Raw genomic sequence first — 23,779 nt, forward strand, 5'->3', positions numbered from 1 at the left:
GGCCGCGAGTGATACCCGCTTTCGGCAGTGAGCGTCGGCGGATGTGGCCACGAGAGTGACGGTAGATGGTGCCGGTGACAATTCGGTCACCACAAAGCAAACCACTCCGGAATGAACGGGTGGTTACCGTGCGGGAACGGATCGGCGGAGTCGAGACCATCAACGGCGGAAACGTTTAGCTGATGTACGTCAGCGTCTTCAGAGCGGGCAGGTCCCCCGAATGCGCCGCGGTGAAAGATGTGCCAAGTTTGCAACAGGCATGTGAGCGTTTCCCATCGTCGGTCCGGTGGTGTCGGACTGCAGCGTCCAGCCCAGATCGCTCTTTAGTGACTTGGACCACACAGACGCCACACACATTCAAACACGCCTGCTTGCCATTGGGAACTATCGGGCAGAGCCCTCCAGGATGCCTTGGGCGGTAGCGCCTGCGGGCTGGCCGACCAGGCAGATGACGCTGCGGCCGCCCTCGGCGGCCCACTCTTCCTCCACAGGGTAGAAGTACTGGAGGTCGAGTTCTGAAGCGTCGTACTCGACGCCGATGAACTCACTGAACTCGCTGCGGCAGAACTCCTGGGCCTGCGCATCGGCTTCACCGAGGCCGGGATAGTCGCCTTCCGGAAGCTCGGTGGTAGCGAAGACTTCGAACGCGTGTTCCTCGGTGCAGGGCAGAACCTCGATGTTCGGTTCCGCCGCGGTACCGGAGTCTGTCATGCATTGACCTGCCTCCAGATTATTCTCGGAAACCCCAGCCTGCGAAGGAGCTGGCGCGCTGGGCGGCGCCGCGCCGTCGTCGTCATTCGTTGAAGCGGTGCAACCGCTCAGCACAGCAGCGGAAAGGGCCAGGGCGGCGGCAAGCAGGAAACGCTCGTTCATCGATGAAGAGCTCCTCGGCATTGTTTTCGGCACTTGGGGGAGCCTATCCGATAAGGACGGCGACATCGTGTGCCGCTGGGGGCGTCTGAGCGGTGTTTCCCGCATGGTATGGTAAGCCTTGCCTAACTCGTACTCCCCTGGAAGAGGTTCCTTTGATTCGCTCCCGCATGCTCGCGGCGCCCCTGGCCATTATCACTCTTGCCCTCAGCCTCGCCGCGTGCGGCTCAGAGAGCAGCGCACCTGAGGATTCCTCGGGTGGGGGCAGCTCGGACGCTGGGTGGACGCCAATCACCGTTGAGCATGCGCTCGGCACTACAACCATCGAGGAGCAACCTGAACGGGTCGCCACGGTTGATTATGCCAACCAGGAGGTCCCCCTTGCCCTCGGCATTGTGCCCGTCGGCATGTCGAAGATGACATGGGGCGACGACGACGGCGACGGGATCCAGCCCTGGGTCGAGGACAAGCTTGAGGAGCTCGACGCGGAGACTCCCGTGCTCTTCGACGAGACCGACGGCTACGACTTCGAAGCCGTCGCCGCCACCGAACCCGACCTGATCCTCGCCGGCTACTCAGGCATGACCGAGGAAGACTACGCGACGCTGAGCGAGATCGCGCCGGTCGTGGCTTACCCCGACGCCCCCTGGGCAACCCCATGGCGGGAGTCGATCAAGATCAACGCCACAGCGCTCGGCAAGGAGGAGGAAGGCGAGCAGCTTGTCGCCGACCTTGAGCAGACCATCGCCGATGCTGTCGCCGAGCATCCCGACCTTGAAGGTGCCAACGGCATGTTCATGACCCACGTCGATCCCACTGACCTGAGCGAGATCAACTTCTACAGTGCTGCCGACACCCGCACCAAGTTCTTTGAGGACCTCGGCATGGCGATTGCGCCGAGCATCGTCGAGGCGTCGGGTGATGGCGGTGACTTCGCCGGCTCAATCAGTACCGAACGGGCCGACGAGCTTTCCGACGTCGACGTAGTCGTCACCTACGGGGGTCAGGAACTGATCGACGCACTCAACGGCGACCCTGTGCTTTCCCAGCTGCCAGCGGTCAAGAACGACGCCATTGTCAACCTCGACGGTGCAAAGCCGATCGGCACCGCGGCCAACCCGACCGCCCTGTCGCTGCCGTACCTCATCGAGGACTACGTCGCACTGCTCGCCGATGCGGTAGCGGGCAGCGCAGGCAAGTAAGCACCCCCGCCACGTGAACATCGCCACTGACGCACCCCCGGGGACTGTTGCAACCCTGCGCCAATCCCGGCGGGTGCGCGGTGTCGCGCTAGTTGCACTGATCGGGCTCCTCGCCGTCATCTGTGCAGCCTCGATCGCTTTTGGCTCGCGGGAGGTCGGCGCCGCCGATATCTGGGCCGGACTTACCGGGTCGACCGACGGTATGGACCAGGCGGCGGTCGCCAAACGGATACCACGCACGTTCCTCGCTGCGGTGGCTGGCGCCGCTCTGGCGGTCTCCGGTCTGGTCATGCAGGGCATCACCCGAAATCCACTGGCTGACCCCGGGATCCTTGGTGTGAACGCCGGTGCGTCACTCGCGGTGGTCACCGGGATCGCCTGGTTTGGGCTCGCGTCACCGGAAGGCTACATCTGGACGGCGATCGCGGGCGCGGCCGTCGCAGCAACCTTTGTCTGGTTGGTCGGTTCGCTCGGGCGCGGTGGTGCAACTCCCCTCAAGCTCACGCTTGCGGGGGCAGCGACTGCAGCCGCCCTCGTCTCCTTCGTGACCGCAGTTGTCCTGCCGCGTCCGGATATTTCCGAGAACGTTGTTTCCTGGCAGATCGGCGGGGTTGGGGGCGCAACCGATGAAGGGCTCCTTCGACTGTTGCCGTTCCTCGCGGTTGGAACGCTGATCTGTGCCGGGACCGCACGCGGCTTGAACATGCTCGGTTTGGGCGACGACCTGGCCTCCGGGTTGGGCGAGCACGTAACGCGCACTCGTCTGATTGCGGCTGCCGGCGGTGTGGTGCTGTGCGGCGCCACCACGGCAGTAACGGGTCCCATCGCCTTCATCGGTCTGGTGGTGCCGCACTTCTGTCGACTCATTGTCGGCGTCGATCACCGGTGGCTCATGCCCTTCAGTGCCCTTGGCGGCGCCTGCCTGCTCGTTGCAGCCGATGTGGTGGGTAGAGTAGTGGCGCCGCCGAGCGAGGTGGACGTCGGCATCATCACCGCGCTGCTGGGCGCCCCCGTTTTCATTGCCGTGGTGCGTCAACGACGGATGCGCGAGCTGTGATCGCACCTCACACCGCCCTGCCCGAAGATTCAGCGCTCCGGCCCACCGTCGAGAGGGTCGGTGCCAGTCGCCATGCCCGCACCCGCCGGTGGCGTCGGATTATTGCGCTTCTGGTACTGCTGGTCATCGCTGCGTTTGCCGGTAGCCTGATGTTCGGCCAGACCCATTACCCTCCCCACGAGGTAGTGAGGGTAATCCTCGGTGAGGACGTCCCCGGGGCTTCCTTCACGGTGGGGCGGCTCCGGCTCCCGCGTGCCGTCCTGGCCGTGCTGGTGGGCCTGAGCTTCGGCCTTGCCGGGGTGACGTTCCAGACCCTGCTGCGCAATCCACTGGCAAGCCCCGACGTCATCGGTGTCACCGAGGGTGCCAGTGCCGCTGCGGCCGTAGCGATCGTGTCGTTCGCGCTGAGTGGGCTGACCGTCTCCGGGCTGGCTGTGGCCGCGGGCCTCATCGTCGCCCTGTCGATTTACCTGCTCGCTTATCGTCGCGGCGGAGCCGCCGGTACCCGGCTGATTCTGATCGGCATCGGTGTGGCCGCGATGATGCAGAGCGTTATCGCATGGCAGCTTGAGCGGGCAACCAACACCCAGCTGGCCCAGGCCCTGCGCTGGCTCACCGGCAGCCTCAATGGAGCCTTGTGGAGCGATGCGGTGCCCGTTTTCATTGTCCTCGCGGTCCTCGGCACGGCGATCCTCATCCAGAGCCGGAACCTGTCGGTCTCGCGACTGGGAGACGACGCCGCTTCCGGCCTCGGAGTGCGGGTCGAACGGATGCGACTGCTCACGATTAGTGCCGCCGTCGTAATAGCCTGTGTCGCCACGGCAGCCAGCGGGCCGATCGCCTTTCTGGCATTCCTATCCGGACCAATCGCCGCACGCATCGTGGGTCCTCACGGCTCCTTGTTGGTCCCGTCAGCGCTGGTAGGTGCGCTGCTCACGCTGGTGGCGGACTTTGCGGGGCAATATGCGTTCGGGGTTCGGCTGCCAGTGGGCGTTGTGACCGGCATCCTGGGCGCGCCCTACCTTGTCTACCTCATTGTCCGAATCAACCGGGTTGGAGGTATGCTGTGACTTCTTCGCAGCCACGCCTGAACATTGAAAGCCTGACCCTAGGCTATGGCGACGGCGGGTCGGTGATCAAAGACCTCGACCTGGTTATTCCGCCGGGCCGAATCACCGCCATTGTCGGTCCCAACGCCTGTGGCAAGTCCACGTTGCTGCGCTCCATGTCGCGGCTGCTGGCTCCTATGGCAGGTCACGTCCTGCTTGATGGGGAAGCTGTACACAAAATACCGGCCAAGCAACTGGCACGCAGGCTTGGCCTGCTACCCCAATCGCCGATTGCTCCCGAGGGGATCACCGTCGGCGATCTCGTGGGGCGGGGGCGGCACCCGCACCAGCGTGTGTTCGCCCGCTGGAGCGCGGCCGACGACCAGGCCGTAGCCCGCGCTCTTGCGGCGACCGACACCGTTGACCTCGTCGACCGTGCCGTCGACGAACTCTCCGGCGGCCAGCGGCAGCGGGTATGGATCGCAATGGCTCTTGCGCAGCAGACCGAGGTGTTGCTTCTCGATGAGCCGACCACGTTCCTCGACGTCAGCCACCAGGTCGAAGTCCTCGACCTGCTCACCGAGCTCAACCGCACCCACGGAACTACCGTCGTCATGGTGCTTCATGACCTTAACCTCGCGGCCAGGTATGCCGACCACCTTATAGCCCTGTCCGCGGGGAAACTTGCCGCATGCGGGTGCCCCGACGAGGTTTTGACGCCGGGCCTGGTGAAGCACGTTTTCGGCATGACGAGCACAGTCATCACTGACCCGGTCTCGGGCAAACCCCTGATGATCCCGGTGGGCCGGTACCACGCTGACCGCGCTGCCGGGGAACGCAGCCTGGCCACAGATCAGGCCTGACCCGCAGCAAAGGCGGCCCCGCAGGCCCTCTTGGACCAGCGGAAGCCGCCTCTGACTTGGTGTAACGCGGAAGGTAAGGGATTCGAACCCTTGAGACGGGGTTACCGTCCACTGGTTTTCAAGACCAGCTCCTTCGGCCGCTCGGACAACCTTCCTTACGGGAATAGTGTTTCATGCAGGGTAGGTGCGTTCAAAACCCCCGCAAGCGATCCTGCGACGGAAAGGAAGCTTCATGAGAGCCGTTGTGCTGCGAAAATTCGGTGATCCGGATGTGCTGGAGGTTGCCGACGTCGAACCTCCCCAGCCAAAAGCCGGGGAGGTGCTGATCGACGTCGTTGCCGCCGGGCTCAACCGGGCAGACGTTCAGCAGCGGCGGGGGTTCTACCCGCCGCCCCTCGGGGCCCCCGATTACCTCGGGCTCGAAGTGTCCGGACGGATCAACAATCCCGGAGACTCGGACTTCCAGGTGGGCGACGCCGTCGTCGCGCTTCTGACCGGCGGCGGTTACGCGGAGCAGGTCGCGGTAGCTGCCGGGCAGGTACTTCCAGCGCCCGACGGCGTTGATCTGGTTTCCGCGGCTGCGTTACCCGAGGTCGCGGCAACCGTATATTCGAACCTCGTGCTGACTGCCGGGCTGCAACCCGGGGAGTCTGTGCTTATTCACGGTGCATCCGGCGGGATCGGCACGATGGCGATTCAGCTTGCCCATGCTCTGGGCGCGCGGACGCTTGTCACCGCCGGATCGGACGGGAAGCTGGACTTCGCCCGCTCCCTCGGCGCAGACGTAGGCATCAATTACCGGGAACAGGACTTCGTGCACGAGGTTCGCGAAGCGACAGGCGGTAAGGGAGTGGACGTGATTCTCGACGTCGTCGGGGCCAAGTACCTGGAGCGAAACGTCGATGCGCTGGCAGTTGGCGGGCGATTGGTGATCATCGGGCTGCTGGGTGGCGCGAAGGCTGAACTGAACCTTGGCGCGCTTCTGTCGAAGCGCGCTTCGGTATCTGGCACCACTTTGCGGTCCCGGCCTGTGGAGGAGAAGTCGGCGATCATGGCTGCGGTAGGTGAGCACGTCTGGCCGCTGATTTCCGACGGGTCCATAACCGTGCCCGTTGACCGGACGTTCCCGCTGGAGGAAGTGGTCGCGGCGCACGAATACTTCGACTCCGGTGAGCACCGAGGAAAGGTGCTGCTCACCGTTTAGTCAACGGCCATGGCTACAGTAGGCGCATGCCCGCACAGAAGCCTGACCAATTCGACATCACCTCTCCTGATCAGCCGGCAGACGCCTCCAGAAGCAACTGGGAGGACCAGATCGCCGGCTTCTGGGCCTCTTTCAACGGCGATAACGCTGATGCCATGGTCGCGCTCATGCGCGAACTCGCCTCGCAGTGCCCGTACCAGGACGGGCGCGCCGACTATGAGCTGGGTGGCGTGTTCGACTCGGTCGGGCGGGAGCATGACGCGCTCGAGTACTACGAACGAGCGTTGGTGAAGGGTCTTGATGCTGAGCGCACGGCGCAGATGCGGATCCAACACGCAAGCACACTGCGGAACGTCGGACGGCCGGACGACGCCGTCGCCATGCTGAGCGATGGTGAGGAACGTGACGACGCAACGGCGGTCTTTCTAGCCCTCGCGCTGCACTCCGCCGATCGGAAGGACGAGGCCCTGTCGGTAGCGTTGACTGCGCTCGCGGATCACCTGCCGCGCTTCGGCCGTTCCGCCCGTGCTTACGCGGAGGACTTGCTGAACCAATAGCGCGTCGCTATTCCCAACCGCATACCCAGTATGTAAAACTGATTCCGTTAGATACTGAGTATGCAAAGGGGATCTCGTGTCCGTACGCCATAGTCTGTTGGCGCTCCTGAAGGAGCAGTCGCGGTACGGCTACCAATTGCGCGCCGAGTTTGAGCAACGAACGGGCTCAACCTGGCCGCTGAACATTGGACAGGTGTACACAACGCTGGACCGGTTGGAGCGCGATGGTCTTGTGACCAATGACGGCGACGACGGCAACGGCCACGTAATCTACCGGCTCACCGCAGAGGGCGCGGAGGAAGTGCGGAACTGGTTCGCGAAGCCGGTCGCCGCAACGAATCCGCCCCGCAATGAGTTAGCCATCAAACTGGCGCTCGCCGTGACCCTTCCGGGGGTTGATGTACAGGCTGTAATCCAGGCGCAGCGCGCCGCGTCAATGCGGTCGCTGCAGGATTACACGAAAGCGCGCCGCACCACTGCGGCGCACGATCGGCCGGAAGACACCGCCTGGCTTCTCGTGCTGGATTCCCTGATCTATAGCACGGAAGCCGAGGTTCGGTGGCTTGATCATTGCGAATCACGGATGCTGCAACTCAGTGCGCAAAATGCCGCCCGGCCTCGTACGCGGAGTGTGGGGGACTCCGCGTCCGGGGCCGCGGCGGAGAAAAATTTACACATCCATGGGGGAAGAAAATGAGTCAGGTGCTCCAGCTTGCAGGGGTTGGACGGACGTTTGGCGAAGGCGCGACGTCGGTAGCTGCCCTTCGCGATGTAGACCTCACCATCAGCAAAGGTGAGTTCGTGGCGGTCATGGGGCCGTCCGGGTCCGGCAAGTCGTCGCTGCTTGCGCTCGCTGGCGGACTGGACAGGCCGACGGCGGGTGAGATCTATGTCGAAAGCACGCCCCTTAGCGGGCTGACGCTGAATGAGTTGGCGAGGCTCCGGCGTCGGGCTGTTGGCTACGTGTTCCAGGATTTCAATCTGGTGCCCACCCTGACTGCGTCCGAGAATGTGTCGCTGCCCCGCGAGCTCGACGGCGTTCCCACCCGGAAGGCGCAGCGGCAGGCCAAAGACGCGCTGCGGCAGGTAGGAATCGAGGCGCTTGCTGATCGGTTCATGGACGAGATGTCGGGCGGCCAGCAGCAGCGCGTTGCGATTGCGCGGGCGATCGTGGGGGACAGGCACCTGATCCTGGCTGATGAGCCAACCGGTGCTCTGGATTCCGCGACCGGCGACGAGATCATGGGCGTTCTGCGGCATCGGGCTGATGAGGGATCCGCCGTCATGCTCGTCACGCATGAGGCCCGGCATGCGGCTTGGGCGGATCGGGTTATTTTCATCCGCGACGGGCGGATTATCGACGAGTCGGAAGCGGCTCAGGACCCGGCGTCGCTGCTCGCACAGAGCGGGCTCTAGAAATGGGCGTGGAGGTTGGTGCGGTAAAGGGAGCCCGACGACATCGTGCCCGGCTGGCGTTTCGGCTGGCATGGCGGGACATCCTGCAGCACAAGGGCCGAAGCTTGCTCATTGTTGCGTTGATTATGCTGCCGGTTCTCGGCATGACAGGTGTCGCCACGTTGATCCAAAGCGCGCTCCCCACCGCTGAGGAGCGCATCCGATCCGAACTGGGGTCAGCGGCAGCGAAGCTTCAGGCCAGCTTCCCGCCGGGGTCCGTGCAGCACCCTGTCGAATGGGGAATAACACAACCGACGCCGATTGGCGTCGGGGAGACTCCAAGGGAGTCTGCGGACGTCGCGGACGTCGTTCCCGCGGGGTACGAAACTCTCACCGCTCGGGGCGGCATGCTTTACATCGAGAACGGCGCCTACCCGGTGGGAGTGCAATCTCTGGATGTGCTTCACCCCGTTTTCAAGGATCGTTTCACTGTGCTTGAGGGCTCGGCTCCCGCAGCAAAGGATGAGGTTCTCGTCAGCCCGGGTGTCCTGCGTGATTTCGGTCTGGAGATCGGCGAAACCCTGACTCTGCTTGACACGGACCTCCTGATCACGGGAACACTCAGGGCTTACGGGACCGACGATGGGCTACCGGTCGTGTACCTCGTTGAAGGTCATCCGCTTGTTGAGAGCACCAACCAGGAGGGCACGCCGTTCAGCGAGACAATCTACCTTCTTGGTGGTGAGCCGCTGTTGTGGGATGACGTTCTTCAGATGAACGAACAAGGAGTCGCCGTTTATTCACGCGCCGTGGTTCAAGACCCGCCGCCTGAGTCCCTCGCCCCATGGTCAGCGTGGAGTGTGGGCGGATCTACGCAGTACGTAAGTTTGATGCTCGCCGTCGTGGTTGGTGGCGTGCTCGCATTAGCGGGGATCAGTCTCCTCGCTGGTGCGGCTTTTGCGGTCGGCGTGAAGAGCCAGCGCAAGACGCTCGCTCTACTTTCCGCAACCGGCACTGAGAGCAGCACCATCAGGGACGTAGTTGTTGTCTCGGGGCTGGTACTTGGCGGAATCGGCGCAGTCGTTGGAATGATTCTCGGCACTGCAATTGCGACACTCATTGCGTGGCGATCTATCGACAGTGGGCAGTCCATGTTCTGGGCAATCCACCTGAGCCCACTGATCCTGCTCGGTCTAGCTGCCATGGGTGCGCTGGCAGCACTGGTGTCAGCATGGGTTCCTGCGCGCTCGGTCTCGAGGGCCAGCGCCTTCGCTGCACTGAAGGGCGCTTCCGGCGTTCACCCTGCCACCCGGAAGGTTTTTTTCGGAGGACTTGCGGTATTACTGCTGGCGTTTCTCATTGGTGGCGCAGGCGTGTTTCTGGGCGCATCGAGCCAGGATCCCGACATATATCCCCAGCGCGCTCCGTGGTTTATAGGGCTTATTGGCGCGGGGGCGCTTGCATTGATCGTTGGAACCGTCCTGGTGCTCGGCAAGCTCGTGGATGCTTTTGCACGGGCCTCTCACCCATTACCTCCGGCAGGGCGGATGGCGATTCGTGATGCGTCGCGAAATCGTAGCCGGAGCGTTCCCGCCATAGCGGCGGTACTCGCTACGACGGCGCTTGCAACACTGGGTGTTACCTTCGCGGCGGTAAGTATGGATTACTCCGAACGAAACCAGTACTGGACGTCGCCGGATCAGACCTTGGCCATAGGGCTCGACCCAGGTGCATTCGCTGCGATTACCGCGGAGGAGGCACAGCCGCCGCTTGACCCAGCCGACGTGCAGGAAATAGTCCAGGCCGAACTCGGTCAACCGCTCGAAGGGTTGGTCATGAGCGGCTTTGAGCTCACCTGTGCTCAGGAGTCCTGCGAAAGGCTTCGGATGGTAATTCATCCGGACAATCAATGCCCGCGAACCGACTTGGGTAACGTCATTGATCCGGAGGATTGGCGTTGTGAGCAGGAGGAATTTGTCGGAACGACAATTCTTCCCGCCATCGCTGTCGGCGATGAAGAGCATCTGCGCATGCTGCTGGGGCATGAACCAGCCGCGGAGTCCGTGAAGGCATTGAAGGACGGAAAGATGGTGGCCTTCACCGAGACCTTTGTCCACGAGGGCGAGGCAACCTTCGAAGTAGCCTCTGTTGGGCTTTCCGCTGAGAACTTCGAGGAGGCCGGTCGGGAGTTTGCGATCGATGCCGTTGTCGAACGGCCGGATGAGTTCTTTGGAGTCGGCGGCATAATGAGTCCGCTGGCTGCGAAAGCCCTGGACCTCGAAACAATAGAGACCGCCGTTCTCATGCCTTATCCACAGGACGCTGAACCGACATTTCTGAATGACGTTCAAGCGGAGCTGAACGCGATTGCTGACGGTGCATTCGTGCGGGTGACGGCGGCTCTCGGCCCAGATCCGGCATTACGCATGATGCTCTGGGCGATAGCAGGGGCGGGAATCCTCCTGTCATTGATCTCGGTGGCAATCGCCACAGGACTTGCGGTAGTCGATGCGAAATCTGACAACGCAACGCTTGCCGGAGTTGGTGCGGATCCACGCTTTCGGAAGTTGTACGCCGCATCACAGGCGGGACTCACCGCGCTGACCGGTGCCGTCATTGGAGCTGCCGTGGGACTTGCACCTATCCTCGCGGGCGTCCCCGTCACCAAAGGGGTTGCTCTAGTAATTCCGTGGTTGCCGCTCCTCGCCCTGCTGATTGCTACACCGCTGATCGGCGCCGGCGCGGCCTGGCTGTTCACCCGCGCGAAGCTTCCGATGACCCGGCGGGCGCTGCTGCAGTAACTTGAGCAAGCGGAGGGTTCCGGCACTCGGGCAACGGAACCGTTCACTTCCTGCGCGCGACGTAGATTCGAGGCACCTCCGTTTGCGGGAAGGAAACGGATCCGCCAGTTGCGCGCAGTTGGTTACGCCCAAACAGTAACCAGACAATAAGGCTGCTTTGTATAACCGGGACGGTATGACAAGCTAATCCTCACTGACGTCCCAAGGAGGAAATCATGGCCAAGCATAGGGCAGACGGCGAACCGGATCAGGCGGCACCGGGCAAGGATCAGGAATCCGGGCTGGAAAGCGCCGCAGAGAACTGGGCCGAGAACATGGCGGATCAGGTGCCCGACGGCGTCGAGAACAACGAGCGCGACACCGCCAACGAGGGCCCCGACCCCCGCACCGAAACGCACTCCAGCCTCAGCGAAGGTTCCAACGCACGTGACGGACACGACGATCGGTCGCACTAGCTGCTAGCACCAACCGTTCATCTCAAACATTGCACCACTGAGCGACCGCCCTGCCGAAGGGGCGGTCGCTCAATCGTGGAGGCGCTACTTTCGATGAGTTAAGCACTCAACTTTCGAGGGAGCACCATGAGTGAGAAGAACCCCGGCCGGGGCGCGGGGGCACGCGGCCAACAAAACGAAGACCAGCAAAACAACGACGCCGACGTCGTCGTCCAGGATCCGGACCTCCCACCCACGGCAGTGGATCCGGAGAAGGAGAACGGCGGCTGGACCCCGCTGAAGATCGCCATCTGGGTGGGAATCGCGCTGCTGGGCGGCGTGAGCTGGACCGTCCTTGCGATTGTCCGCGGCGAAACCGTGAACGCGATGTGGTTTGTCTTCGCGGCGGTCTGTACCTACCTGATCGCCTACCGGTTCTATTCCAAGTTCATCGAGCGCAAGCTCCTGAAGCCCAATGACCGGCGGGCGACACCCGCCGAATACAAGGCTGACGGCAAGGACTACGCCGCTACCGACCGCCGAGTCCTCTACGGACACCACTTCGCAGCCATCGCCGGAGCCGGCCCGCTCGTTGGCCCAGTGCTCGCTGCCCAGATGGGTTACCTGCCGGGCACCATCTGGATCATCCTCGGCGTCGTACTCGCCGGTGCCGTCCAGGACTACCTGGTCATGTTCTTTTCCATGCGCCGCGGTGGCCGTTCACTCGGCCAGATGGCGCGTGAGGAGCTCGGTGTCATCGGCGGAACAGCCGCGCTTATCGCAACGCTCGCAATCATGATCATCATCGTCGCGATCCTCGCCCTTGTGGTCGTCAACGCACTCGGCGAAAGTCCCTGGGGCGTGTTTTCGGTGGCCATGACCATCCCCATCGCGCTGTTTATGGGTGTGTACCTGCGCTTCATCCGCCCCGGCAAAGTCACCGAGGTTTCGCTGATCGGTTTCGCGCTCCTCATGCTCGCCATCGTTGCCGGCGGCTGGATTGCCGAGACCGAGTGGGGCGTCGCCGTCTTCACCCTTGACCGCATTACTATCGCCTGGGGCATCATCATCTACGGCTTCATCGCCGCGATCCTCCCGGTATGGCTGCTGCTCGCACCGCGCGACTACCTCTCCACCTTCATGAAGATCGGCACGATCGTGATGCTCGCGGTCGCCATCATCATCGTCCGCCCGGAAATCAACGTACCCGCCTTCAGCGAGTACGCCGGACGCGCCGACGGCCCGGTGGTTCCCGGCACGCTGTTCCCGTTCCTCTTCGTCACCATCGCCTGTGGAGCGCTGTCCGGTTTCCACGCGCTGATCTCCTCCGGTACAACGCCGAAGATGATCGAGAAGGAGCGCCAAACCCGCTTCATCGGCTACGGCGGAATGCTGATGGAGTCCTTCGTTGCGATCATGGCACTGGTTGCCGCACTCTCGATCGACCGTGGCATCTACTTCGCCATGAACTCCTCGGCAGCTGCAACCGGCGGCACGATCGAGGGCGCAGTCGCCTTCGTCAACGGCCTCGGTCTCACCGGCGTCAGCCTCACACCGGATGCGTTGAGCACCCTCGCCACCAACGTGGGCGAGGAATCGATCGTGTCCCGCACCGGCGGTGCGCCGACGCTCGCAGTCGGCATCGCCCAGATCATGCAGGGCCTCGTCGGCGGGGCAGGGATGATGTCCTTCTGGTACCACTTCGCGATCATGTTCGAGGCGCTGTTCATCCTGACAGCCGTCGACGCCGGCACCCGCGTTGCGCGCTTCATGTTGCAGGACAGCATTGGCAACTTTGTTCCGAAATTTAAGGACACCTCATGGCGGACCGGCGCCTGGATCTGTACGGCGATCATGGTGGCCGGCTGGGGAGCCATCCTCATCATGGGCGTTACCGATCCACTCGGCGGCATCAACACGCTCTTCCCGCTGTTCGGTATAGCGAACCAGTTGCTAGCGGCAATTGCACTTGCTGTCTGCATGGCAATCTGCGCGAAGAAGGGCGCCTTCAAGTACCTGTGGATCCCGGCGGCACCGCTTGCCTTCGCCGCTGTGGTGACCATCTCGGCGTCGTTCCTCAAGATCTTCTCGGCGGTCCCTGCCGTGGGTTACTGGGCGCAGCACTTCGCCTTCCGTGACGCGCTCGCTGCGGGCGAAGAGAGCTTTGGGAACGCACCCACAGTGGCCGCCATGGAGGCGGTTGTCCGCAACACGTTCATCCAGGGAACCCTGTCCATCGTGTTTGTGGTCCTGTCCATCATCGTGATCGCGACGGCCATCATCGCCACCATCAAGGCGTACCGGGCCGGCGGCGGACCGAGCATGGAAGATCCCGCCGTGCCCTCGCGCACCTACGCCCCGGCGGGCCTCATTGCGACGTCGACGGAGAAGGAACTCGAGGCACAGTGGGCCAACCTGCCGCACGACAAGAAGCCGGCGCGGGCAGGTCACTGATGAGCGTGAAGGAGCTGATCTGGCTCTTCAAGGGCGTGATGGGGGAGAACGCGTACCAGCAATACCTCAACCATCACGCCACCACGCACAGCGGTGAGCCACCAATGACTGAGCGGCAGTTCTGGCGGGATAAGGCGGACCGTCAGGACGCCAATCCGGAGGGCCGCTGCTGCTGACCCGGCGGAGGAAGATTCGTGCAGGTTTGGCGGGTTCGGAGCGCACCGAACCCGCCAAACCTGCACAAAAGTTCCTAGCGCAGAATCGAGTCATCATGGTTTGCTGGATGAATGACTGAGAACCTTCCAGAACACCTGCGCGAGGACATCGGCGCACCCACGCCCGCCGCTGAGTCCGAGGACGAGCACCTGCGCGAGGACGTCAACATCCCGCAGGAAGAGAACGACGGCGGCCCCGAATTCTCCGGGAAACACTTCACCTCCGGCCAACTCAACGCCGGCCAGCAGGTCCCGGGACAAAGCCCGGCCGGCGAGTACGCGGAAGGCCGTGAGGAAGAGCTCGAAGACAGGGAGTAACCCTGCCGTGAGAGCATAGCTCCATGACCGATCAGCAGCCGGAACAGCAGCCCGAGCACCTCACTGTCACTCCCGAGCAGGCGGCGAAGGAAAACCAGGAGGGCGCAGTCCTCCTCGGCAAGTTGGATGCGGGCCGTGGTCTACCCGAACAGAACGACGACGACGGCGTCCCCCGCAGTGACGCTTCCCCCAGCGAAAAGGGCAAGCCAGCGAAGCTCACTGAGCTTGTCGATGAGCCCGCGAAGGTCATGCGCATCGGCACGATGCTCAAGCAACTCCTCGAAGAGGTCCGCAGCGCACCCTTGGATGATGCCGGGCGCACGCGTCTGGCCGAGATCCACGAGCGCTCGGTCCGCGAGCTCGAAGACGGTCTGGCTCCGGAGCTGGTTGAGGAACTGCACCGGATCAATCTGCCGTTCACTGACGATTCCGTGCCCACTGACGCTGAGCTGCGGGTCGCCCAGGCGCAACTGGTCGGCTGGCTGGAGGGATTGTTTCATGGCATCCAGACGGCGCTCGCGGCCCAGCAGATGGTCAATCAGCAGCTGGCCGCACAGCTTCAGCTCAAGCAGCTGCCGCCCGGCACGGTGATCGCTCCCGGCGTCGTCGTGGGTGATGACGGCGAACCCAGGCGCGCGCCGGGCGCCAGGCAGGCCACCGGGCAGAAGCCCGACACACACGGTCCCGGCCAGTACCTCTAGACGAACTTCCCGGACACGATGGCTTTTTTCGCAGCGGCCCGGCAGGGCCGCAAGGATGACGCCGAGCTGGGCTCGGGTGTGTGGCGGCGCGCCCACGACCGTTTCCGTCGCGGCCTCGACCGCTACCACCAGATTCTTGAGGGCGTGGACGACGACGCCGTGTACAACGAGCTGACCGAGCTCGCCAACGAACTGGTTCAGCTGCTGCCACGCGTGCGGACTGTTTGCGTTGCTGCGCAGTCCCAGTCGCCGAGCGAGGGCCTCGACATTCCGGGCGCGCTCCTCCAGGTGCATCGGGCACTGTCCCGGGCCGGTAACGCGCTCGCGACGACGGCGGAGGCGGCAGCCATGGCCCGCCTCGACGGCGAACGTTGGGGCATCGCATCGGCCGGACTGGACAACGTGCGGCGCCGTGCCGGCGTGGTCGCCGAAGACGTGGCCGAAGCCGAACGATTACTCGGCGCGACCAGCAACTAAAACCTCAGCAGCGTCGAATTCGATTCCACGGCGATTTCCGCCACCGGCATGCTCAGGCCGTTACACGTGCTTTCCTCGCCGGGCCGCGTCCGGCCCTCGATGAACGGTGTCGGAAAACCCGAAACCACGTAGGGGTAACCGGCTTCATTGAGGACCATCGGAGTGGGGCCATTGCCCATGAAGGTCCTCGGAAGGTCAGCGACGTGCGCGGTGAAACCCTCCGGCCAGACCAGATACCAGCGCTGCCCTTCGAATTCGTACCAGAAGCAGGCGCCTTCTTCGCCCACCTCGCCCTGGATGACACCTAAGACCGGGTCTTCTTGGGCCGCACCTGGAACCCGGCCCAGAACCTCCCCGTCCACGGCTTGACCGGCTCCCATACCGGACGTTTCCAACGGAACCTCGGTTACGGGCAGCAGGGTCAGCTGATTGCGCAGTTGCTCGGGTAGCGCTACCGGGTCCCCTGAAGAATCCACGACTGCGCCGGTCCGCTTGTTGGTAACGGTGAGCATGGCGAGTGGGCTTTCAACGAGTTTGTTCGTTCCGTCCAGAAAGAACAGCTGCGCGCGCTTGTAGAGACTTCCGCTGTTCGCTTCCCCGATTGTGTCAGCGTTTACTGCCGGATGGCCGGTGACGTCGAACAGTACGGATTGGGTGGGGATTCCCCCTTTGAGGACCTGCTGAACGTCAACCTCAAGCTGGAAACGGAGCGTCTCAGAGTTCGCGCCTCCCTGGCTTTGCGCACTCAAGGGTGTACCCGCAACAACCGCTGCAGCCTCCTGAAAGAGCTTCTCCACGGCCAACGTGTTCTCTGCGACGTCAACGCCGGGACGCGGAAACAGGGTAGCCGTCACACCGAGCGCAACAATCGCGATGACCGCGATGGCGGCCGCAGCCAACCGGGCGAACAGCGGCGAAGGCGACGCGGCTGAAACGCCGGGCTTCTTACGCGAGTCCGTAATGACCGCACCGTCGTTGAGGGAGTGGACGGCGCCGTCGGTGGTTGCCTGGGCGAAAGCACGACGGCGGCTGGCAGTCAATTCGTCTTCGGGGACATTGCGTGCCGGGTCGGCTTCGGAAAGGATGCGTTCGATGTTCATGGTGTTTCTCCCGTGCGTGAGAGGTAACTGGCGAATGCCTTGCGGGCACGGTGGAGCCGCACGCGGGCGGCTCCCGGCGTGCAGCCGAGCAGATCGGCTGCTTCTGAGATCGGAAAGCCATCCCAGTAGGTGAGGATCAGGATCTCGCGGTCCGCAGGTTTGAGCCGGGCTAGTGCAGCATGGACGTGGTCCGGCTGGTTCTCCGTCCGGTCGAAGCCCTCCCGAATGCGGTCCACCAGCCGGGCGAAGCGTCGCTGGGATCGCTGATGATTCCGCAGCACGTTCCTGGCGACCCCGAACAGCATGCCTGCGGACAGTTCCGAACCCGCAGCAAGCTTCTGCCACACGATCCGGAAAGTCTCAGCGCACAGGTCCTCCGCGGTTTCGTGCGATTCCGTCCGGCGGCGCAGGTACAGGTACACACGGTCATGATGCTCCCGGTGCGTCTGCGCGAAAAGCCGCTCACGATGCTGCGCCCTCGTCGTCGAAGTCATCCGTGTCCCCCTTGCGGTTTGTGACCATACACATTAATGTCCGGTTGCCGGGCCATCTGTTACAGCAATCGCAGGAATACTTCCCATCCCGCCCAGGTTGCCATCCTTCGGAACGCAAGCAGCTATTGAAAGGGATACATGAGTACCTCACCAAACCTGACGTTCAACGACGGCCGCATCATCCCCCAGCTCGGCTACGGCGTCTGGCAGGTCGACGACGCAACTGCGGAGGACGTCGTCGGGCGCGCTTTCAAAGCCGGCTACCGTCACATTGACACCGCCAAGATCTACGGCAATGAAGACGGCGTTGGGCGGGCTATCGCCTCCTCCGGTCTCGGCTACGACGAGCTGTTCATCACCACCAAACTGTGGAACGCCGACCAGGGCTATGAAAGCACCCTCGAGGCATTCGAAGGGTCCATGCAGCGTCTTGGCCTTGAGACCCTCGACCTGTACCTGATCCATTGGCTGCAGCCGAAGCAGGGCAAGTACGTTGACACGTGGAAGGCCCTCATCGAGTTGCAGAAGCGTGGCCGCGTGCGCTCCATCGGTGTCTCGAACTTCACGGTCGAGGCCCTGCAGGAGATCATCGACGAGACCGGCGTGGTGCCCGCGATCAACCAGGTGGAGACGCATCCGTACCTGAATCAGGCCGAGCTGCGCGCCTTCGAAACCGAGAAGGGAATCCTGCACGAATCCTGGTCGCCGCTTGGGTCCGGCAAGGGCCTCCTGGACGATCCCGTGCTCGCAGGCATTGCCGAGAAGCGCAACGCAACTCCCGCGCAGGTTGTCCTCGCCTGGCACCTGGCCCTCGGCAGCGTGGTCATTCCGAAGTCGGTGACCGAGTCCCGCATCATCGAAAATTGGGGCGCGCTGGACGTTACCCTCACTGACGATGACATCGAGGCAATCAATGCCCTCGACAAGGGCGAAGTCGGCCGCATCGGCGCTAACCCGGCAACGGCGGACTTCGCCTAAGCGAAACAACAACAAACGACGACGGCGCCCCGGGGGCTCATTCCCGCGGGGCGCCTCGCGCGTTCTGGGCTTGAACGTGAACCTACGCAGCGAGTGGAGCCCGCATGGGCCACTGCCCGCCGTCGAGAATCACCTGCGTGGCCGCTCCCGTTGCGGGGTTGACCAGGATCGGCGCCATAAGGTTCACGGTTGTGCCGTCCCCACCCGGGTTCGCGACAACGAAAACGGTCGGTTCGTCGGCCTCCTCCAGACCCAGACCGGCACGATCCGCAAGCGGCACCGCAGGTTCGTAACCGGTGAAGTAGCGGGAAGCATCGAGCACGAACAGCCGCACGCCGGCCTGCTCCGTGGACTCAAGGGAGTACAGCCCTTCGGCGCCGTCAATGGCTCGAAGGCTGAAGTCCACCAGCGGTGCCAGCCCGGGCGGCGGAGATGTGAAGCGCAGGCCGCTCATCGCAGGAAGTCCATGAGCGTTGGCTGCAGAACCCGCGCTGTCACAGCGAGCGCTGCCTGATACGAGGTTTCCTGAAGCTTCATGTCGAGGATGACCTGCGCCAGGTCAATGTCCTCGACGCCCGCGCGCTGCGCTTCAAGCGCGCCCAACTTCTCCACCGTGGCCTCCTGTGCCCCCAGTATGCGTCCGTGACGCGATCCAACCGACGTAACCTCCGCCCGGACGGCCGCAAGCCTGTCTTCCAGCGCGGTCAGGTGCGCGGAGACGCCGCCCCCGCTGCGCAGGTCCGCGGCAATCGTATCAAGCAGCGCAAACGCCGAAGCATCGCCCACACCGAACACCGTGGCCCCATCAGCATCCACCCGGACGGTGGTCCCGGCGTCGATCCGGCGCTCCACCGGCCCGGAGGCGTTGTAGGTGAGGTCCTCGTTGAAGGCGGTCCCGGCGTCGGAATTGCCGGCGAACACCGTACGTCCCTGGTACTGCGTATTGGCCAGGGAAAACAGCTCGGTCCGCAGCGATTCGATTTCCACGGCCAGCGCTTCGCGGGCGGCGGGGGAGATTGAACCGTTGATGGCCCGCAGGGTCAGGTCGTGTGCGCGGCCGAGGACGTCGTTCGTGGATCCCAGGGTCGCGTCCAGCGTGGTGAGCCAGGCGTCGCCGTCGTCGATGTTCCGCGCGTACTGTTCGGTTGCCCGCAGGTCTGCACGGACGCGGAGGGAATCGGCCGCGGCGGCCGGATCATCGGAGGGGCGGTTGATCGCCTTGCGGCTGGATGCCTGGTCCTGCAGTTCGGCCAGGCGCGCGAGGTTGGCCTGCAGGTTCCGCTGGGCGGTCTGCGCCATGGTCTGGTTGGTTATGCGGCCGATCATCGCTACCTTCCTACAATTCCGGTTCGGTTGATCAGGGTGTCGAGCATCTGGTCCACGGCCGTCATCACGCGCGCCGCACCCTGGTATGCGTGCTGGAAGGTCAGCAGGTTCAGCTGCTCCTCGTCCATGCTCACCGCGGAGCCTGACAACTGTCGTTCAACGGCCGACGACGCCGCCAGCCCGGCGAGCGTCGCCGCCTTCAGCGTGGTCTGGGTTTCAGAGCCCAGCTCAGTGACGAAAGCGGTCCAGGCGGAGTCGGGGGAGGCAGCACCGGCGCCGAGGCCCGCCACCGCGTCGGCGATGCTCCCGTCCAGCGCTCCCGCTCCCGGACTGGCCGCAGCGATGTCCTCCTCACCGCCCGGTACAACGCCCAGATTCAGCGCCGCCGGATCGCCGAAAACCGTGAAGAAGTCCAGCCCCGTGCGGCCGTCGGCAGTCGCTCCGGTCCGGTGGACGGCATTGACCTGGCTCGCAAGGTCCTGCGCAAACGTGTTGTAGAACCCCGCCGCCTCGGCGATGGCCCCCGTCGCCGCGAGCATGGTGAGGGCGCCTGCGATCTCGCCGCCGTCGAGCGCCGCCGGTACGCCGGGGCGGTGCGCCCATTCAACGCGCACGACGTCGGCCGCCGCACCTTCGAGTCCACGCGCACCGGCCACTTGCAGCGGCCGTGCGGTGTCCCCGGACACCAGTGCATTCCCGCCGATCAGGACATCGATGGTGCCGTCCCCGGCATCCCGGACGGTGCCGCCGGCCAGTGACGCCACCGAGGCCGCAAGCTGTGCGCGCTGGTCGATCAGCTCGTTCGCGGAGGTGCCGGCCGCCGTCGTCGTGCGGATGGCGACGTTGAGTTCAGCGATGCGGACTGCGGCGCTGTTGACCTCGGCCACCATTGCCTCGGTGCTTCGGCGAAGTGAACCCCACTGGGCCTGCGTTTCGCGGTAACCGGTAGCGATCCGGTTGCTGAGCACTCCGGCGGCGTCGAGGACTACGGTGGCGGAAGATACTTTGCCGGTGTTGTTGGCGAGGTTCTGCCAGGAAGCCCAGAACTCGCCGAGCCCGGCGGAGATGCCGTTCTCGCCGGGTTCATTGAGCGTGGTCTCCAGGGCGGCGAGTGCCTCTGCCCGGGTCGTAGCAAACCCGGACGCCGCACCGGTAACGCGTACCCGCGCGTCCAGGTGCGCGTCACCGAGCCGTGCAATCCCGTCGACGAAGACGCCCTGGCCCGGGCGGACCGGCCCGGAGAACATCCCCGCGCGCACCGCGTGGGCAGCTGACGTATCGACGCGCTGCCGGGTGTAGCCGTCGGTGTTGGCGTTCGCGATGTTCTGGCCGACGACGTCGAGCCCCCGGCTCGCCGCAACCAGTCCGGTGTAGGCGGTGTTGAGTCCACTGAACGTGCTCATAGGTCCCTATCCACGATGTGCGAGGTATCAGCCGGGGAGTCCGACCGGCCGGACGACGTGTAGGTTCCGGCATCCGGGTTGAGCCCGGCGAGTGTCTCCTGGGTGGACCGTGCAGCGGCGCGCAGGTACTGCTGGTTCGCGTCTCGAAGTTCCTTGATCTCGGCGGTCAGCTCGGTCATTGCCTTGAGGTGCGATGCGAGAATCTCATCCCACGGACCGTTGGCGGCATGGGTTGTCAGCTCACGCAGTGTGGCGTCTTCTGAGGTGCCCCACTCCTTGGCCAGGGCGGAAACCTCAACAGTGCGGGCCAGGCCTGCGCTGCGTAGGCGTTCCAAAACCTGCTCAACCTCGCGGGTGGCATGCTGCAGCCAGCGGGTGCGGCCGGCGGTCAGGAGCAGTTGCTCCTCCTCCAGCTTGAACACCAGCAACTCCAGTAGTTCACGTTCCTGCCACAGCAGGGCAGAGAGTTCGTGCGCTCCCATCCCGGCCACCCTTCCTGTTCGGATGTGCCGAAAAGACAATCCGTTTTCACTATCGGCATTGCAAAGCCCGGCGTTAGTGATACGTTGCACCTAATGTCGCTTAGCAAATGCGGCGTCTTGGGGTAATTCTCGTACGATTCCTCAGGATTCGCACAGTTTTTGCACCCGTTATGCGCCTGAAGCGGCTCTCGTACATATTCAGTTGGGGAACTGTTAATGAATAAAGTTGAGCGTGACCAGATCGTTGTAAACAATCTGCCACTGGTCGGTTATCTGGTGTCCGAACTCTGCGCCAAGGCTACGCACCTCTCGCGTGATGACCTGGCATCGGTTGGTGCGCTCGCGCTGATCACCTCCGCCGAGTCATACGATCCCAGTCTAGGCGTGCCCTTCGGGGCCTATGCCAGGCGTCGCATCACCGGAGCTTTTGCCGATGAGCTGCGGTCCAACGACTGGGCCCCGCGTTCGGCCCGCAAGCGTATCCGGGAAGCCCTCGCTGTCCAGGAGACGCTGACCGGCGCACTGCTCCGCCCGCCCACCACGGACGAACTCGCCGCAGCCATGGGCGTGGACCGCGCTACCGCGGACGCTGCACTCGCAGACGCGTCCCGCACGGTCAGCTCCCTCGATGACAACGTGGCGGACTTCATTGTCTCCCGCGATGAGACCCCGGAAACCGCAACTCTCGCGGCAGAGCGAATCGCCTACCTGCGCGCCTCCGTTGCCTCGCTGCCGGAGAAGATGCGCTACATCATCGAGCAGATCTATTTCGAGGACCGTTCTGTCAAGGACCTCGCCGAGGAACTGGGCTCAACCCACTCGGCCGTGTCGCAGCAGCGTTCCGAGGCCATCCGCCTGATGCAGGACGGCCTCGCCACCCACTACTCCGACGAGCCCGACGCCGCCTACACGCCGCAGTCCCGCGTCTCGCCGAACCGTCGTACGGCCTACCTGGCAACACTGGCGGACCAGACGATGGGCGGTATCACGCGCGCTGCCCGCCTGCTGGACCCGGCGGCGTCGTAATAAATCCTCCCGGGTTGCTAACGGCCAGGCTCCTTCGTCCGATAGCTCTTCTGTGCAGGCCCATGGATGGGCCAGTGAATTAGACCCACTCACGGAGGAGTATCACAATGGGTTTCCAGATCAACACCAACGTGTCGGCCATGAATGCCTACCGCAATCTGTCCAACACGCAGAACGACATGTCCAAGTCCCTGGAGAAGCTTTCCAGCGGTCTTCGGATCAACCGCGCAGCGGATGACGCCGCCGGCCTGGCCCTCGCTGAAGGTCTGCGTTCGCAGGTCAACGGCCTGGGCGTTGCAGCCCGTAACGCACAGGACGGCATCGGAGTCATCCAGACCGCTGAAGGTGCGCTGAGTGAAACACATGCCATTCTGCAGCGTATGCGTGACCTCGCGGTTCAGGCGGGCAACGACTCGAACAATGAGGAGTCGCGTGCAGCGATCAGCACGGAGGTTGCGGGCCTGGCCGCTGAGCTGGACCGCATGGCGAAGACCACCAACTTCAACGGCAACCAGCTGCTCAATGGTTCCACCACCAGCATGGCGTTCCAGGTTGGTGCCGAAGGCAACGTTAACAACCAGATCACCATCAACCTGGGCTCGGCCAACGTGCAGGCCGTTGCAAATACCCTCACCGGTGGTGACCTGACCACTACGGGCACAAGCTTCGCGATCGCTGACGTCGCTGATCTTGCTGGTCCTGCTTCGTTTACAACGTCGAAGGACGGCGTGGCGACAACCGTCACCACCGGTGCCCTGGGTGCCGCAGCGTCCTTCGATAGCGTCGAGGATTACGCTGCCGCACTGCGGGAGGATGCTGCATTTGCTGCAAACTTCAGCGTCGCAGTTGAGACTGACGCAAACGGAGCCGGAGTTGGCATCGTGGTGACCGCGCTCAATGGCGGGACGCTGACGACTGCTGACAACGCCACCGCTGGAGCGGGCCTCGGTGCCGGGGCTGAAGGAACTTCGGTCACCGGAGGGCTCAACTTTGACAATGCCGCCAACGCACAGGCGTCCATTGAAATGATTGATGAGCAAATCAAGACAATCTCCACCGCCCGCGCTGAGCTCGGTGCTGTGCAGAACCGGTTCGAGTCGACGATCAACTCGCTCAACGTCTCGGCTGAGAACCTGTCCGCTGCAGAGTCCCGCATCCGCGACACCGACATGGCAAAGGAGATGTCCAACTTCACCCGGTCAAGCATCCTTTCCCAGGCCGGTACCGCAATGCTGGCGCAGGCCAACCAGATGAACCAGGGTGTCCTTCAGCTCCTCGGCTAAATCTCTGTCACGAGACAAGATTTCCGCTTGAACTGAAGGTAAAACTGTCTGGCGGCACGGGAAACTGACTTGGACCTCACACCCTGTGCC

At 63.7% G+C, this 23,779-nt stretch carries 25 protein-coding genes and 1 tRNA gene; 18 read left to right on the forward strand and 8 right to left on the reverse strand.

The window, feature by feature from the left end:
- Nucleotides 1–384 precede the first annotated feature (384 nt).
- Nucleotides 385–873: a septum formation family protein gene (locus BJ994_RS01295; RefSeq protein ID WP_167990624.1), complete on the reverse strand. Its 489-nt coding sequence runs from the start codon at nucleotides 871–873 to the stop codon at nucleotides 385–387.
- A 152-nt stretch (nucleotides 874–1,025) separates the two neighbouring features.
- On the opposite strand from BJ994_RS01295, the gene BJ994_RS01300 reads away from it, so the two are divergent.
- The 4 genes from BJ994_RS01300 to BJ994_RS01315 are packed head-to-tail and all read left to right on the forward strand — an operon-like array spanning nucleotide 1,026 to nucleotide 5,041.
- A complete protein-coding gene (locus BJ994_RS01300; protein WP_245192222.1) occupies nucleotides 1,026–2,072 on the forward strand; it encodes an iron-siderophore ABC transporter substrate-binding protein in 1,047 nt (348 codons plus the stop codon).
- Between the two features lie 13 nt (nucleotides 2,073–2,085).
- Nucleotides 2,086–3,129: a FecCD family ABC transporter permease gene (locus BJ994_RS01305; RefSeq protein WP_167990627.1), complete on the forward strand. Its 1,044-nt coding sequence runs from the start codon at nucleotides 2,086–2,088 to the stop codon at nucleotides 3,127–3,129.
- Complete coding sequence (locus BJ994_RS01310) at nucleotides 3,126–4,199, forward strand: FecCD family ABC transporter permease (RefSeq protein ID WP_342450213.1); 1,074 nt, start codon at nucleotides 3,126–3,128, stop codon at nucleotides 4,197–4,199. Before BJ994_RS01305 ends, BJ994_RS01310 begins: the two co-directional genes overlap by 4 nt.
- A complete protein-coding gene (locus BJ994_RS01315) occupies nucleotides 4,196–5,041 on the forward strand; it encodes an ATP-binding cassette domain-containing protein (RefSeq protein ID WP_167990630.1) in 846 nt (281 codons plus the stop codon). Before BJ994_RS01310 ends, BJ994_RS01315 begins: the two co-directional genes overlap by 4 nt.
- Before the next feature lie 67 nt (nucleotides 5,042–5,108).
- On the opposite strand, the gene BJ994_RS01320 is transcribed toward BJ994_RS01315, so the two are convergent.
- Nucleotides 5,109–5,196: transfer RNA gene (locus BJ994_RS01320), tRNA-Ser, on the reverse strand.
- 77 nt (nucleotides 5,197–5,273) lie between these two features.
- On the opposite strand from BJ994_RS01320, the gene BJ994_RS01325 reads away from it, so the two are divergent.
- The 11 genes from BJ994_RS01325 (at nucleotide 5,274) to BJ994_RS01375 (ending at nucleotide 15,597) form a co-directional block, all read left to right on the forward strand.
- Nucleotides 5,274–6,245: an NAD(P)H-quinone oxidoreductase gene (locus BJ994_RS01325; protein ID WP_167990632.1), complete on the forward strand. Its 972-nt coding sequence runs from the start codon at nucleotides 5,274–5,276 to the stop codon at nucleotides 6,243–6,245.
- 26 nt (nucleotides 6,246–6,271) lie between these two features.
- Nucleotides 6,272–6,802 carry a tetratricopeptide repeat protein gene (locus tag BJ994_RS01330; RefSeq protein WP_167990634.1) on the forward strand — a complete coding sequence of 177 codons (531 nt, stop codon included), beginning with the start codon at nucleotides 6,272–6,274 and terminating at the stop codon, nucleotides 6,800–6,802.
- Between the two features lie 76 nt (nucleotides 6,803–6,878).
- Nucleotides 6,879–7,499 (forward strand): helix-turn-helix transcriptional regulator, encoded by a 621-nt coding sequence (locus BJ994_RS01335; protein ID WP_167990637.1) that lies wholly within the window; start codon nucleotides 6,879–6,881, stop codon nucleotides 7,497–7,499.
- Nucleotides 7,496–8,218, forward strand: coding sequence for an ABC transporter ATP-binding protein (locus BJ994_RS01340; protein ID WP_167990640.1), 723 nt, complete (start codon nucleotides 7,496–7,498; stop codon nucleotides 8,216–8,218). The genes BJ994_RS01335 and BJ994_RS01340 overlap by 4 nt, the downstream gene beginning before the upstream one ends.
- Before the next feature lie 2 nt (nucleotides 8,219–8,220).
- On the forward strand, nucleotides 8,221–10,998 hold the full coding sequence (locus BJ994_RS01345) for an FtsX-like permease family protein (RefSeq protein WP_167990642.1): 2,778 nt from the start codon (nucleotides 8,221–8,223) through the stop codon (nucleotides 10,996–10,998).
- Nucleotides 10,999–11,213: 215 nt separating this feature from the next.
- Nucleotides 11,214–11,453, forward strand: a complete 240-nt coding sequence (locus BJ994_RS01350; protein ID WP_167990644.1) for a hypothetical protein — start codon at nucleotides 11,214–11,216, stop codon at nucleotides 11,451–11,453.
- A 126-nt stretch (nucleotides 11,454–11,579) separates the two neighbouring features.
- Nucleotides 11,580–13,886 carry a carbon starvation CstA family protein gene (locus tag BJ994_RS01355; protein WP_167990646.1) on the forward strand — a complete coding sequence of 769 codons (2,307 nt, stop codon included), beginning with the start codon at nucleotides 11,580–11,582 and terminating at the stop codon, nucleotides 13,884–13,886.
- Complete coding sequence (locus BJ994_RS01360) at nucleotides 13,886–14,062, forward strand: YbdD/YjiX family protein (RefSeq protein WP_167990648.1); 177 nt, start codon at nucleotides 13,886–13,888, stop codon at nucleotides 14,060–14,062. Before BJ994_RS01355 ends, BJ994_RS01360 begins: the two co-directional genes overlap by 1 nt.
- 111 nt (nucleotides 14,063–14,173) lie before the next feature.
- Nucleotides 14,174–14,419: a hypothetical protein gene (locus tag BJ994_RS01365; RefSeq protein ID WP_167990650.1), complete on the forward strand. Its 246-nt coding sequence runs from the start codon at nucleotides 14,174–14,176 to the stop codon at nucleotides 14,417–14,419.
- A 23-nt stretch (nucleotides 14,420–14,442) separates the two neighbouring features.
- The gene (locus BJ994_RS01370; RefSeq protein ID WP_167990652.1) at nucleotides 14,443–15,120 is read left to right on the forward strand and encodes a bacterial proteasome activator family protein; all 678 of its coding nucleotides are present in this window, start codon (nucleotides 14,443–14,445) and stop codon (nucleotides 15,118–15,120) included.
- A gap of 18 nt (nucleotides 15,121–15,138) precedes the next feature.
- Nucleotides 15,139–15,597: a hypothetical protein gene (locus BJ994_RS01375; protein ID WP_167990654.1), complete on the forward strand. Its 459-nt coding sequence runs from the start codon at nucleotides 15,139–15,141 to the stop codon at nucleotides 15,595–15,597.
- Here the strand turns inward: BJ994_RS01375 and BJ994_RS01380 are convergent.
- Together BJ994_RS01380 and BJ994_RS01385 are read right to left on the reverse strand one after the other, a co-directional pair.
- Entirely contained in the window at nucleotides 15,594–16,697 is a 1,104-nt protein-coding gene (locus BJ994_RS01380; protein ID WP_167990656.1) for a hypothetical protein, read from the reverse strand. The two genes, BJ994_RS01375 and BJ994_RS01380, sit on opposite strands and share 4 nt — an antisense overlap.
- The gene (locus BJ994_RS01385; protein WP_167990659.1) at nucleotides 16,694–17,191 is read right to left on the reverse strand and encodes an RNA polymerase sigma factor; all 498 of its coding nucleotides are present in this window, start codon (nucleotides 17,189–17,191) and stop codon (nucleotides 16,694–16,696) included. Before BJ994_RS01385 ends, BJ994_RS01380 begins: the two co-directional genes overlap by 4 nt.
- Nucleotides 17,192–17,329: 138 nt before the next feature.
- Here BJ994_RS01385 and BJ994_RS01390 point away from each other — a divergent pair, with 138 nt between their 5' ends.
- A complete protein-coding gene (locus tag BJ994_RS01390; protein WP_167990662.1) occupies nucleotides 17,330–18,169 on the forward strand; it encodes an aldo/keto reductase in 840 nt (279 codons plus the stop codon).
- An 82-nt stretch (nucleotides 18,170–18,251) separates the two neighbouring features.
- Here BJ994_RS01390 and BJ994_RS01395 read toward each other — a convergent pair whose 3' ends face one another.
- The 4 genes from BJ994_RS01395 to BJ994_RS01410 are packed head-to-tail and all read right to left on the reverse strand — an operon-like array spanning nucleotide 18,252 to nucleotide 21,380.
- Nucleotides 18,252–18,623: a flagellar assembly protein FliW gene (locus BJ994_RS01395; RefSeq protein WP_167990665.1), complete on the reverse strand. Its 372-nt coding sequence runs from the start codon at nucleotides 18,621–18,623 to the stop codon at nucleotides 18,252–18,254.
- Entirely contained in the window at nucleotides 18,620–19,495 is an 876-nt protein-coding gene (gene flgL / locus BJ994_RS01400) for a flagellar hook-associated protein FlgL (protein WP_167990668.1), read from the reverse strand. The genes BJ994_RS01395 and flgL overlap by 4 nt, the downstream gene beginning before the upstream one ends.
- 2 nt (nucleotides 19,496–19,497) lie before the next feature.
- Complete coding sequence (flgK, locus tag BJ994_RS01405; RefSeq protein WP_167990669.1) at nucleotides 19,498–20,898, reverse strand: flagellar hook-associated protein FlgK; 1,401 nt, start codon at nucleotides 20,896–20,898, stop codon at nucleotides 19,498–19,500.
- The gene (locus tag BJ994_RS01410) at nucleotides 20,895–21,380 is read right to left on the reverse strand and encodes a flagellar protein FlgN (RefSeq protein WP_167990670.1); all 486 of its coding nucleotides are present in this window, start codon (nucleotides 21,378–21,380) and stop codon (nucleotides 20,895–20,897) included. Before BJ994_RS01410 ends, flgK begins: the two co-directional genes overlap by 4 nt.
- A 216-nt stretch (nucleotides 21,381–21,596) precedes the next feature.
- On the opposite strand from BJ994_RS01410, the gene BJ994_RS01415 reads away from it, so the two are divergent.
- Complete coding sequence (locus tag BJ994_RS01415) at nucleotides 21,597–22,406, forward strand: sigma-70 family RNA polymerase sigma factor (protein ID WP_167990671.1); 810 nt, start codon at nucleotides 21,597–21,599, stop codon at nucleotides 22,404–22,406.
- Between the two features lie 107 nt (nucleotides 22,407–22,513).
- Nucleotides 22,514–23,689 (forward strand): flagellin N-terminal helical domain-containing protein, encoded by a 1,176-nt coding sequence (locus BJ994_RS01420; RefSeq protein WP_167990672.1) that lies wholly within the window; start codon nucleotides 22,514–22,516, stop codon nucleotides 23,687–23,689.
- The last annotated feature ends 90 nt before the right edge of the window (nucleotides 23,690–23,779 follow it).

The organism is Arthrobacter pigmenti, from assembly GCF_011927905.1.
GTDB classification, from domain to species: Bacteria; Actinomycetota; Actinomycetes; order Actinomycetales; family Micrococcaceae; genus Arthrobacter_D; species Arthrobacter_D pigmenti.